This window comes from Streptomyces niveus (assembly GCF_001723055.1).
GTDB classification, from domain to species: Bacteria; Actinomycetota; Actinomycetes; order Streptomycetales; family Streptomycetaceae; genus Streptomyces; species Streptomyces niveus.
The window spans coordinates 1-12,102 of record NZ_MDCR01000065.1 but is presented as its reverse complement, the minus strand read 5'-3'; the positions used below and the strand labels follow the sequence as shown (position 1 = coordinate 12,102).

General features: G+C 68.8%; 9 protein-coding genes. All 9 read left to right on the top strand.

Annotation, left to right across the window (positions count from 1 at the left end):
- The first annotated feature begins 565 nt into the window (after positions 1-565).
- The 9 genes from BHU15_RS39695 to BHU15_RS09135 all read left to right on the top strand — a co-directional run bounded on the left by BHU15_RS39695 (position 566) and on the right by BHU15_RS09135 (position 12,029).
- Complete coding sequence (locus tag BHU15_RS39695; protein WP_141726791.1) at positions 566-1,048, top strand: hypothetical protein; 483 nt, start codon at positions 566-568, stop codon at positions 1,046-1,048.
- Between the two features lie 237 nt (positions 1,049-1,285).
- Positions 1,286-1,609, top strand: coding sequence for a 50S ribosomal protein L21 (gene rplU / locus BHU15_RS09170; RefSeq protein WP_069626733.1), 324 nt, complete (start codon positions 1,286-1,288; stop codon positions 1,607-1,609).
- Positions 1,610-1,623: 14 nt separating this feature from the next.
- Positions 1,624-1,881 carry a 50S ribosomal protein L27 gene (rpmA, locus tag BHU15_RS09165; protein WP_023541794.1) on the top strand — a complete coding sequence of 86 codons (258 nt, stop codon included), beginning with the start codon at positions 1,624-1,626 and terminating at the stop codon, positions 1,879-1,881.
- Positions 1,882-2,016: 135 nt separating this feature from the next.
- Positions 2,017-3,453 carry a GTPase ObgE gene (gene obgE, locus BHU15_RS09160; protein WP_023541795.1) on the top strand — a complete coding sequence of 479 codons (1,437 nt, stop codon included), beginning with the start codon at positions 2,017-2,019 and terminating at the stop codon, positions 3,451-3,453.
- Between the two features lie 416 nt (positions 3,454-3,869).
- A complete protein-coding gene (locus BHU15_RS09155) occupies positions 3,870-5,906 on the top strand; it encodes a glycosyltransferase family 4 protein (protein WP_069626732.1) in 2,037 nt (678 codons plus the stop codon).
- Between the two features lie 306 nt (positions 5,907-6,212).
- Positions 6,213-7,715: a bifunctional cytidylyltransferase/SDR family oxidoreductase gene (locus BHU15_RS09150; protein WP_069626731.1), complete on the top strand. Its 1,503-nt coding sequence runs from the start codon at positions 6,213-6,215 to the stop codon at positions 7,713-7,715.
- A gap of 141 nt (positions 7,716-7,856) precedes the next feature.
- Positions 7,857-9,998, top strand: a complete 2,142-nt coding sequence (locus tag BHU15_RS09145; RefSeq protein ID WP_255293071.1) for a CDP-glycerol glycerophosphotransferase family protein — start codon at positions 7,857-7,859, stop codon at positions 9,996-9,998.
- A 230-nt stretch (positions 9,999-10,228) separates the two neighbouring features.
- Positions 10,229-11,356, top strand: a complete 1,128-nt coding sequence (gene proB, locus BHU15_RS09140; RefSeq protein WP_078494355.1) for a glutamate 5-kinase — start codon at positions 10,229-10,231, stop codon at positions 11,354-11,356.
- A 145-nt stretch (positions 11,357-11,501) separates the two neighbouring features.
- Positions 11,502-12,029 (top strand): DUF8830 family protein, encoded by a 528-nt coding sequence (locus BHU15_RS09135; protein WP_079128026.1) that lies wholly within the window; start codon positions 11,502-11,504, stop codon positions 12,027-12,029.
- The last annotated feature ends 73 nt before the right edge of the window (positions 12,030-12,102 follow it).

Genomic DNA, 12,102 nt, shown 5'->3' with positions numbered 1-12,102 from the left:
GCGACGATGATTCGAGAAAGCTGGATCAGGGGGCGGTCACCGGGACATGGCGTGGGGTCGGTGGTGGTCTTGCCGTGTTCTCGCAGGACGGAACGGTGGAACTCTCCGGTGTGACTTGTGAGGAAGTCTTCACTGAGGGGGTCGGGGAAGCGACTCTCACCGGAACGTGGCGTGTGAGATCTCCCCATGGTGGGGGGAGTCCGTGGGTCTCGCTGACGTTTCCGGCCGGATCCTGCGGCGCCGAAGGTGCTACGGAGAGCGGATTCTACGCGTACAAGGGCTCGGGTGATCTTGTCCTTCATCTCAGTGACCCCGACATGGCTGACAAGAGTGTGGACTTCCATAAAGACTGAACGTGCGGGCAAAAGTGCAACTGAATACCCAGCGCCTCGCTGGGCGACGGCCGGGCATGTCGCGGTTCGAATAATTTCGCTGCTTGTGGCGGTGGTCACCGGAGCTCTGGCAGTGGTGGTATCGCAGCTCCGCTGACGCGAGGAATGTTCGATGAGGAGGAAGGCGGGGCTTGCGTATGTTGCCCGTACGGGCACTGGGTGGTGCTCTGTTCATGGCTGTCGTTCTGCCTTCTTGCGGAGCGGAAGGGCCGGACGCCGCCGAACGAGGGGAATTCGTCTGCATAGTTGAGCGTGCGGCGGATCCCATCGCCCGCACGCTGACGAGCTTTGGGGAGATCGCATCCACCTCGTGGTGTCTCATCGCACCCCCCGAGGTGGATGGAAGAGTGCCGGGGCCCACGGACGAGCGGCTCGTAGGTGTTCTGGCCGGGGCCGACGCCCAAGTTGTCAGGAATCTCCTGCGGGAGCGCCGTGGGGAGTTTTTCGTCACGGCTCCCGATGAGATCCCCGCCGAGATCTCGGAATTGCTTCCCGAGGGCGCCGAGTGGGTGGAAAGCCAAGCGTTCAACGAAGAGGCCACGGGTGCCCTTTATGAGGGGCGATTCTATTTCGACAAGAAATCGAATCGAGTTCTCTTCGACTGCTCCAACCCGGTGCGCAAAGACGGCCCCCCGCCGAACGTCGTGGTGGGCTGAAGGTCATGGCCGGCCGAGAGGCGCCCTCGGCCCTGCTCGCGGCGGGCGCCGACCTGGTTTGACCCCCCGTACAGCCGCCCCGTACTGTTGACCCTCGGCGTGTTTTTGTGCGCGCCAACTCCTGAGCACCTCACCTGCCGGTGGCTGTCCTCGACGCCGTCGGCGGAGGCCGTTCGTCCCGTCCGGATGCGGCGGCTGGCTTCAGGGGTTTCCGTTCCGAGCGAGAGTGAGATCCGCGTGTACGCCATCGTGCGCAGCGGTGGTCGTCAGCACAAGGTTGCTGTTGACGACATCGTTGAGGTTGACAAGATTCCCACTGCCAAGGTTGGCGACACGGTCGAGCTCTCGACCCTGCTCGTGGTCGACGGCGACGCCGTGACCAGCGACCCGTGGGTCCTGGACGGCATCAAGGTCGTCGCCGAGGTCGTGGACCACCACAAGGGCGCGAAGATCGACATCCTTCGCTACAAGAACAAGACCGGCTACCGCCGTCGCCAGGGCCACCGCCAGCAGTACACGGCGATCAAGGTCACCGCTATTCCCGCCGCGGCGAAGAAGTAAGGGACTGAGGAGACATGGCACACAAGAAGGGCGCATCGTCCACCCGTAACGGGCGCGACTCGAACGCTCAGCGACTCGGCGTGAAGCGCTTCGGCGGTCAGGTCGTGCTCGCCGGTGAGATCCTCGTCCGCCAGCGTGGCACCCACTTCCACCCCGGTTCGGGTGTGGGCCGTGGTGGCGACGACACGCTGTTCGCGCTCGCCCCCGGGGCGGTCGAGTTCGGCAAGAGCCGTGGCCGTAACGTCGTGAACATCGTTCCGGTCGCCGAGTAAATTCGGTACCCGTAGAGCGATCTCCGATCGGTTTCACGCGAGGGCGGACCTCACTTCCCGTACGGGAAGCGGGTCCGCCCTTCGCTTGTTCAACCCTCTGAAGCAAGACTTTCCGTATGTACTGGAGGCACCACCATGACCACCTTCGTGGACCGCGTCGAGCTGCATGTCGCCGCGGGTAACGGAGGCCACGGCTGCGCCTCCGTCCACCGTGAGAAGTTCAAGCCGCTGGGCGGCCCCGACGGCGGCACCGGCGGCCGTGGCGGAGACGTCGTCCTGGTCGTCGACCAGTCGGTGACGACGCTGCTCGAATACCACCACTCGCCGCACCGCAAGGCCACCAACGGCAAGCCCGGCGAGGGCGGCAACCGTTCCGGCAAGGACGGCCAGGACCTCGTCCTGCCCGTCCCCGACGGCACCGTCATCCTCGACAAGAAGGGCAACGTCCTCGCCGACCTCGTCGGCCAGGGCACCACCTACGTCGCCGCCGACGGCGGTCGCGGCGGGCTCGGCAACGCCGCTCTCGCCTCCGCCCGCCGCAAGGCCCCCGGCTTCGCGCTCCTCGGCGAGCCCGGCCGCTCCGGCGACATCGTCCTGGAGCTCAAGACCGTCGCCGACGTCGCGCTCGTCGGCTACCCGAGCGCCGGCAAGTCGTCGCTGATCTCCGTGCTCTCCGCCGCCAAGCCGAAGATCGCCGACTACCCGTTCACCACGCTCGTCCCCAACCTCGGCGTCGTCACCGCGGGTTCGACCGTCTACACCATCGCGGACGTCCCCGGCCTGATCCCGGGCGCCAGCCAGGGCCGTGGCCTGGGCCTGGAGTTCCTGCGCCATGTGGAGCGCTGCTCGGTCCTCGTACACATCCTGGACACCGCCACGCTGGAGTCCGACCGTGACCCCATCTCCGACCTCGACATGATCGAGGAGGAGCTGAAGCAGTACGGGGGTCTCGACGACCGCCCGCGGATCGCGGTCCTCAACAAGATCGACATCCCGGACGGCCTGGACCTCGCCGAGATGATCCGGCCCGAGCTCGAGGCGCGCGGCCTGAAGGTGTACGAGGTGTCCGCCGTGGCCCGTACCGGCCTCAAGGAGCTGTCCTTCGCGCTCGCCGAGATCATCGCCGCCCAGCGCGCGGCGAAGCCCGTGGAGGAGGCCACCCGGGTCGTCATCCGGCCGAAGGCGGTCGACGACTCCGGCTTCACCGTCACGCTGGAGGAGGACGGTCTGTACCGCGTACGCGGCGAGAAGCCCGAACGCTGGGTCAGGCAGACCGACTTCAACAACGACGAGGCGGTCGGCTATCTCGCGGACCGGCTCAGCAGGCTCGGTGTCGAGGGCGAACTCATGAAGGCCGGCGCCCGCGCCGGTGACGGCGTCGCGATCGGCCCCGAGGACGACGCGGTCGTCTTCGACTGGGAGCCGACGGTGCTGGCCGGCGCCGAGATGCTCGGCCGGCGCGGCGAGGACCACCGACTGGAGACGCCGCGCCCGGCCGCGATCCGGCGCAAGGACCGGGACGCGGAGCGGGACGACGCGGACAAGGAGTACGACGAATTCAAGCCGTTCTAGCGATTCGCCCGCGGTGCGGTCGGGGCTGTGCAGGGCCCCGACCGGGCCGGGTCCGACTTCCGTTCGGTTCAAGTTCGGGGTCGTAGCCGTCGAATTCGAGCGGTGACCAATCGAATACATGACGTAGTGACGTCGGTCGACCAGGCCGTGGTCCGCTCCAGAGGGAGCGGACCACGGCCTTCGTCGTGCGCGCCTCGCACGACGCGCCGCATGGCCGAAAGACAACGACGGGCATTGAGCGATATGGGCGGAATAATGGGTCATGCGGTTTCTCTTCAAGTGCTCGCACAACCGTCGGCCGCCCTCGCCTGTCTCGTCATGTGGGGGGCGGCCAGCAACGGCCGCGTGAACCCGTCCGGAACGCAAGAGGACTTGGGAATGACCGCCCAGGATCCCGCACCCCGAACGGAGCGTTGATGAAGATCTCCTTCCTGATCCACACCATCTATGGCATCGGCGGCACCATCCGCACCACCTTGAACCTCGCGGAGGAGTTCGCCGATCAGCACGAGGTGGAGATCGTCTCCGTCTTCAAACACCGGCCCCTCGCGGCCTTCGACATCGACCCGCGCATCACGCTCGTACCCCTCATGCACACCTGGAAGGAGTCCCCGGCGTACGAGAAGGAGCACCCGCTCCATCTCCAGCCCGCCGAGTACTTCCCCCGGCACGAGGCCCGCTACCGCGAGTACAGCAAGCTGACCGACGAGCGCGTCAGGGACCACTACGCGGACTCGGACGCCGACGTCGTCATCGGGACCAGACCCGGACTCGCCGCGTACGTCGCCCAGTTCGCCCCGCCGAGCGCCGTGCTCATCGGCCAGGAGCACATGACGTACAACCACCACAAGCCCGCGCTGCGCAACGAGATGTACCAGCACATCGACGCGCTCGACGCCTACGTCACCGTCTCCGAGGGCGACGCCGCCGTCTACCGCGCGCACATGCCGCTGCCCGCGACCCGGGTGCTCGCCATCTCCAACAGCGTCCCCGAGCCGTCGATCCAGCCGTCCACCGGCTCGGGCACGACGATCGTCGCCGCCGGCCGGCTGTCCGCCGAGAAGCAGTACAGCGTGCTCGTCGACGCCTTCGCCAAGGTCGTCGCCGCGCGCCCGGAATGGGACCTGCGGATCTACGGCGGCGGCCCGGAGAAGGAGAACCTGCGCCGGCAGATCGACCGGCTCGGCCTCTACAACAGCGTGCGGCTGATGGGCTCGGTCTCGCCGATCGAGCCGGAGTGGGCGAAGGGCGCCATCGCCGCGTCCACCTCGCGCCACGAGTCCTTCGGCATGACCCTCGTGGAGGCCATGCGCTGCGGCCTGCCCGTCGTCAGCAGCGACTGCGACTACGGCCCCCGGGAGATCCTCAAGGACGGCGTGGACGGCCTGCTGGTGCCGGTCTCGGACCCCGACGCGGTCGCCGACGCGCTGATCGGGCTCATCGACGACGAGCCGCGCCGCCGGCGGATGAGCGAGGCGGCCGTGCGCAACGCCTCACGCTTCGACCCCGGCCAGGTCGCCAAGAGGTACGAGGAACTCTTCGGCGAGCTGCGGACGGTCGCCGCCCAGCGCGCGGCCGTGGGTGATTTCGCACCCGTCGCCGACTGTGTGGTGGACTCCGACGGCGCGCTGACCTTCTCGCTCGTCGCCCCGCAGGCCGCGGCGGTCGTCCACGAGGGGCTGAAACTGGTGTGCGTACGCGCCGACGTCCGTACGGAGGAGCACGTTTTCCCGCTCTCCGGCAACGGCACGGTCACGATTTCGGCGCGCGAGGCGTTCGCCGAGGGCATCTGGGAGTGCTTCGCCGAACTCCCGGAATCCGGACGGCGGGTACGGATCGCCGCCCGCTCCATCGACCAGCGCGGCGCGATGAGCGCTTGCGAACGCGCGCGCCACGGCGAGCCCGTCCACAATCTGGTGCCGTACGCGTCCCGGCCCCACAAGTACCTCTCGCTCCGCTCCTGGCTCCGGCCCGTCCACGCGGAGGCCGGTGACATCCGCGTCGAAGGCAAGCGCATCACCGTCGCGGGCGAGCTGTTCGGTGCCGCCGCGATGGCCCAGGAGCCCTCGCTGGTGGTCCGCCGACGGGGCAAGCCCGCCGAGGAGTTGACGTACGCGGGCAGCCGGCTGGGGGAGCGCGGATTCCGCTTCACCTTCCCCGCCGCGGGACCCGCCGGGCGCCAGATCGCCAGGTCGGAGTCGTGGGACCTGCTGCTCAAGTACGCCCCGGACGCCGCGCCGGTGAAGGTCGCACGGGTGCTCGACGACGTCGTCGAGAAGCGGCCGATCTACGAGTACCCGGTCACGGAGGTGCGTAAGACCAGGCCCTGGGGACCGTTGCGCAGAGTGGCCCGTAAACTCAGGAGCCGGCCGGCCCAGTGGGTGCGGGTACGGATCATGTACATGGGCACCAACGACCTGATCGTCAACGTGGCGGACGCACCGCTGAAATAGCTTCGCAACGCCTCTGTGGGCGCGGACACCCCCGACAAGCAGGGGATTTCCCTTACGCGGCGCTTATGTCGCGGCCGGGAAATAGCGGACGCGAAGTAGAGGTCCGGTGGAGGTATATGCCTGGGCGGTGTGCCGATGTGGAGTCGGTCACGCCGCACTTGGCCGGATGCCGACCCAATGTGGCTGGCCAGAGGGTGAACAGATGGTTTCCTGTAGGTGTGGGGCAGCGGGCGTCCGCCTTGCGAGACGGTCACGGAGAGTGCGACCATCACAGCGTCCCCCACTCGTCGCAAGGTAGGTCGTTCTGTGTCTGTGCCGCATGCAGCCCATCCCCGTACCACGGCAGTCGTGCTCGCCGGTGGTACCGGCCAGCGCGTGGGCCTGTCGATCCCCAAGCAGCTGCTGAAGATCGCGGGCAAGGCTGTCATCGAGCACACGCTGTCGATCTTCGAGCAGTCCGACTCGATCGACGACGTGATCGTGCTGATGGCACCGGGTTTCGTGCCCGACGTCGAGCGGATCGTCGCCAAGGCCGGGCTCACCAAGGTGACCAAGGTCATCGAGGGCGGCCAGACCCGCAACGAGACCACCGAGCGCGCCATTTCTGCACTGGGCGAGGGACTGGCCGACGGTGAGGACCGCAACGTCCTGTTCCATGACGCCGTCCGTCCGCTTCTGTCACAGCGCGTCATCAAGGACTGTGTCGACGCGCTCGACCGCTACGAGGCCGTCGACGTCGCCATCCCCTCCGCCGACACCATCATCGTGACCCGCACCCACGGCGGTGACGGCGAGTTCATCACCGAGGTCCCGGACCGCTCCCGGCTGCGGCGCGGCCAGACGCCCCAGGCGTTCAAGCTGTCCACGATCCGCAAGGCGTACGAGATCGCGGCGGGCGACCCCAACTTCCAGGCCACCGACGACTGTTCGGTGGTCCTGCGCTACCTGCCCGACGTGCCGATCTACGTCGTGGCGGGCGACGAGTACAACATGAAGGTGACGCAGCCCGTCGACGTCTTCATCGCCGACAAGCTCTTCCAACTCGCCTCCACCGCCGCCCCCGTGCAGGCGGACGAGGCGGCCTACCGTGAACTGCTGTCCGGCAAGACGCTGGTGGTGTTCGGCGGTTCGTACGGCATCGGCGCCGACATCGCCGCGCTCGCCGAGCAGTACGGCGCGAAGGTGTACGCGCTGGGACGCTCCACCACCGGCACCCACGTCGAGAACCCCGAGCACGTGGACGACGCGCTGTCGAAGGCGTACTCGGCGACAGGCCGCATCGACTACGTGATCAACACGGCGGGCGTCCTGCGTATCGGCAAACTCGCCGAGACGGACAACACGACGATTCAGGAAGCACTGAACGTCAATTACCTGGCGCCCGTCCAGATCGCCCGCGCCTCGTACAAGTATCTGGCCGAGACCAAGGGTCAGCTGCTCCTCTACACCTCCAGCAGCTACACGCGCGGTCGCGCCGAATACAGCCTCTATTCGTCGACCAAGGCGGCCATGGTGAATCTCACCCAGGCCCTCTCCGACGAATGGGCCGGGGAAGGCATCCGGGTGAATTGCGTCAACCCGGAACGCACCGCGACCCCGATGCGTACCAAGGCCTTCGGCGTCGAGCCCGCCGGCTCGCTGCTCTCCTCCGAGGCCGTGGCCCGTACCTCGCTCGACGTTCTTCTCTCCGAACTGACCGGTCATGTGATCGACGTGAGGCAGCAGGATCCGACGCGGGAAGCCTCTGCCGCGGGCTCCGGATTCGAGCAGGCACTCGCCTCGGTTCTTGACCGTCAGGAAGATGTGTAATAATTCTCGACAAGTTTGCATTCACGGGCCTTTGCGTTCACCTATTCGGTGAATTGCAGAGGCCCGTGTGCGTGAAGCCACGGCTTCACAATTCCCGCCAACCGTGAATTAACCGGCACCCTCTCCTGGAGCAGGTTCTTCGTGATTTCGACCGCCATCCGCCTGGCCCGCGTGGGCAGCCGAGCCGAGCTGGCCGCCGCAGCCCTGCTGGGGCTGGGATACCCCTGCGTCATGCTCGCAGCGCTGATCCCGAACCTCTGGTTCTTCGCGGCGGCCTGCGCCGTGACCTACGGCGCCGACCGATTCCTGCATCAGCGCGGCAGCTATCTGATCAACCGGCTCAACAAGGTCAGGGCCGGTCTGTCGATCCGCTTCCTGGTACGCCAGTTGCTGCTCGTGCTGCTGCTGGCCCGGATGGATCTGGCCGAACAGCCCCTGTTCTACGCGGCGGTCGCCGGTTTCCTGCTCTTCTACGGCATCCAGGCGCCGCAGGGCGCGCTCGCGACGCTGATCCGGCTGCGCCGCGGCATGCCGGTCGTCGCCCGCAACGTGGACCTGCACGCGCTGCGCATCCCGGACGCCCCGCCGAACTACCTGGTCAACCGCTCCGCCGAGAAGATGCTCCACCTCGACGTGTTCGCGATGGCCGGTCTGCTGGCCGCCGCCCAGACCGGCACCGACTGGTACGGCTACGCGGGACTCGGCCTCACCCTCGTACTCGGCGTGATCTACATCCTGCTGCTCGTGCCCTACCTGCGCCGCAGCCGCCGCGTACCGACGCCGCCCGCCGTCCTCGGCGCCGTCGACAACTGGCTGCGCGAGTACCAGCCTTCGGTGGTCCTGTACTTCTCCGGCTCCAAGGAGTCCGCGTACCAGGTCAACATGTGGCTGGAGACCCTGGAGCAGTCCGAGGGCCGGCCGCTGGTCATCCTGCGCGAGCGCGCCATCATGACCCAACTCGCCCCGACGTGGCTGCCGGTGCTCTGCGTCCCCGGCGGCACCCACCTGATGAACCTCGACCTGTCGTCGGTCCAGGTCGCGCTCTACGCGGCGAACGTCGGCAAGAACATCCACCTGCTGCGCGTACCGACCATGAAGCACGTCTTCATCGGCCACGGCGACAGCGACAAGATCGCCAGCGTCAACCCGTTCTCGAAGGTGTACGACGAGGTGTGGACGGCCGGCCGGGCCGGCCGCGACCGCTACGCGCTGGCCGACGTCGGCGTACGCGACGACGACATCGTCGAGGTGGGCCGCCCGCAGCTCGCGCCGATCAAGACCGGCTCGGGCGCGCCGGGGCACCCCGTACCGACGATCCTGTACGCGCCCACCTGGGAGGGCTGGGACGACAACCCCGGCAACACCTCGCTCCTGCTGGCCGGCGAGAACATCGTCAAGCGGCTGCTGAAGGCCGAGAAGCCGGTCCGGGTCATCTACAAGCCGCACCCCTTCACCGGGATCCGCGACAAGAAGGCCAAGGCCGTCCACGACCGGATCACGGCGATGGTGACCGCGGCGAACGTGGCACGCGCCGCGGAGCCCCGCTGGGCGAAGGAGAGCGCCGAGGCGGCGGCCGGACAGAGCGCCGCGCGCGCCGAGTTGACCCGGATCGAGGAGCGGCTGGCCGCGCTCACGTCCCCCGGCCGCTCCGGCGGCGACGAGTCGGAGGAGTCGCGCGTCTCGCTCGCCGACCCGGAGCGCCTGGATCGCGCGAAGGCGCTGCGGGCCGAGTGGAACGACGCGTACTGGCGCACCTTCGGCTGGTGGGAGCACAAGGTCGTGACGGGCGCGGAGCCCAAGCTGTACGACTGCTTCAACCAGTCCGACGGAATGGTTTCGGACATCTCCAGCGTGGTGTCGGACTTCATCGCGAGCGGCAAGCCGTACGCGGTGACGGACTCGGCGCAGCTGGGCGTCGAGGAGTTCAAGCGGCAGAACACCGCCGTACGGGCCGCCGTCGTGCTGTCCAACAGCGCCGCCGAACTGGACGAGTTGCTGCGGGCGGTCGCCGACCCGGCGACGGACCGGCTGGCGTCGGCGCGGCGCGAGCTGAAGACGTATCTGCTCGGCCCGGACGAGCCGACGTCGATCGAGCAGTTCAACGCGGCGGTGACGGCGCTGGGCGCCAAGGCAGTGGCCCGCAACGCGGGGGTCGCACAGCGTCTGAGCGCCCAGGAACAGCCGGGCACGGACCCGGAACGCGAGCCGGCCCCGGACCCCGAGGCGGAGCCGCGTCCGACCTCGTCGGAGCCGAACGGCGCCGAGGCGCCGGTCGCACGCTGAGCCCCGAACGCCGGGCCGTACGGCCCGGACCGCCTCATGCCGGGGCGGTCCGGGCCGCCGCCACGTCCGGCCGTCGCGCGGGTCGCCGGCGGCCCCGCGCGACGGCCCTGGGCGTACGCGCGCACTCGCCCGGCGATCGGGGCCCCACACCGCCCGAACGCCCGCTCCCGCCCTGTCCAGCGCGTGAAACGTACGCGCGCAGGCACGGCCCGCTGGCATACATTCGGGCCGTGACAGTGGCAAGGCAGTACGTAACGGAAGCCCGCAGGATCGTCGTCAAGGTGGGCTCGTCCTCGCTCACCACCGCCGCCGGGGGGCTCGACGCCGACCGGGTCGACGCGCTCGTCGACGTACTCGCCAAGGCCCGCGGCGGCGGGGAGAAGGAGATCGTGCTCGTCTCCAGCGGCGCCATCGCCGCCGGTCTCGCGCCGCTCGGACTCGCCCGCCGGCCCCGCGACCTCGCCCGCCAGCAGGCGGCGGCCAGCGTCGGGCAGGGGCTGCTCGTCGCCCGCTACGCCTCGTCCTTCTCGCGGTACGGGCTCCGCGTCGGGCAGGTCCTGCTCACCACCGACGACACCAGCCGCCGCTCCCACTACCGCAACGCCTACCGCACGCTCGACCAGTTGCTGACCATGGGCACCGTCCCCGTCGTCAACGAGAACGACACCGTCGCCACCGAGGAGATCCGCTTCGGCGACAACGACCGGCTCGCCGCGCTCGTGGCCCATCTCGTCCGCGCCGACCTGCTCGTCCTGCTCTCGGACGTCGACGGCCTGTACGACGGTGACCCCGCCAAACCGGGCAGCTCACGCATCGCCCGCGTCGACGGCCCCGACGACCTCGTCGGCGTCTCCATGGGCAGCGCGGGGAAGGCCGGGCTCGGTACCGGCGGCATGGTCACCAAGGTCGAGGCCGCCCGGATCGCCGCCGCCGCCGGCATCCCCGTCGTACTGACGTCGGCCGGCCGCGCGGGCGACGCGCTGTCCGGGCGCGACACGGGTACGTACTTCGGCCGAACCGGGCGCCGCTCGGCCGACCGGCTCCTCTGGCTCGCCCACGCGTCCACCCCGCAGGGCGCCCTGACCCTCGACGACGGCGCCGTACGGGCCGTCGTGGAGCGCCGCACCTCGCTGCTGCCGGCCGGAATCGCCGCTGTGGAAGGCGAGTTCAGTGCCGGTGACCCGGTCGAACTGCGCGACACCGAAGGCCGGGCCGTGGCCCGTGGTCTGGTCAACTTCGACGCCAAGGAGATCCCCCAGCTCCTCGGCCGGTCCACCCGGGATCTGGCGCGGGATCTCGGGCCCGCGTACGAGAGGGAGGTCGTACACAGGGACGATCTGGTCATCCTGCATCCTTGACCTTCCCCTGAAACGGCTGAAAGTCCGGTTTTTTGGAAGGGACCTTTACCGAAAGCACCCCATGCCCCCTCCCGGACTGGTCAACTTTGTCTCAGGGGTACGAGGCGGGGTAGCAGTACGACGACGCACCAACAGGAGGCCGCCGGTGAGACGAACGCGCCCGGGGGCGGGGTCCCTCGGGTCAGGAGGAGGCACCTTGCACGCCCGGAGGGCCGCGGGGGAAGAGCGGACGCTGACCAGCGTCGAAGCCGGGCCGGACTTCGACGACTTCGAGGACGTGCCGGATCAGGGCACGTCCCGCAGGACACAGTCGCGCGGCGGGGACCGCGCGGTGTCGAAGCTGTGGCACATCACGCTCAGCGTGTCGGGTTCCGAGGCGCCGCTCACCGAGGTCAGACGGGGCCTCGAACAGCTCGCCCACGACCATCCGTTCCTGCTGACCAGCAGGTACGCGAACGATCACGCCGAGATCCGCTACTGGGAAGAGGCCCGGGACCTGCACGACGCGGCGGCCGTCGCGCTGCGGCTCTGGGGCGAGCACCGGTCGAGCGCCAAGCTCCCGCCGTGGGAGATCGTCGGCCTGGAGGTCATCGACAGGGAGACCTACCACCTGCGCATCGCGGAGGGCTACGGCCCGCCGCCGGCCGCGCCGGTGGGCGTCCACCCGTTCTGACGGCCGGACGGGGTCCGGGGCCACGCCTTGCATCACGCCTTACACGGTGAAGGGCGTGGCCGTCTCGGAGTAC

Coding starts and splice junctions, on each gene's coding strand:
- BHU15_RS39695 (WP_141726791.1), top strand. CDS start 566: ATGGCTGTCGTTCTGCCTTCTTGCGGAGCGGAAGGGCCGGACGCCGCC.
- rpmA (WP_023541794.1), top strand. CDS start 1,624: ATGGCACACAAGAAGGGCGCATCGTCCACCCGTAACGGGCGCGACTCG.
- obgE (WP_023541795.1), top strand. CDS start 2,017: ATGACCACCTTCGTGGACCGCGTCGAGCTGCATGTCGCCGCGGGTAAC.
- BHU15_RS09155 (WP_069626732.1), top strand. CDS start 3,870: ATGAAGATCTCCTTCCTGATCCACACCATCTATGGCATCGGCGGCACC.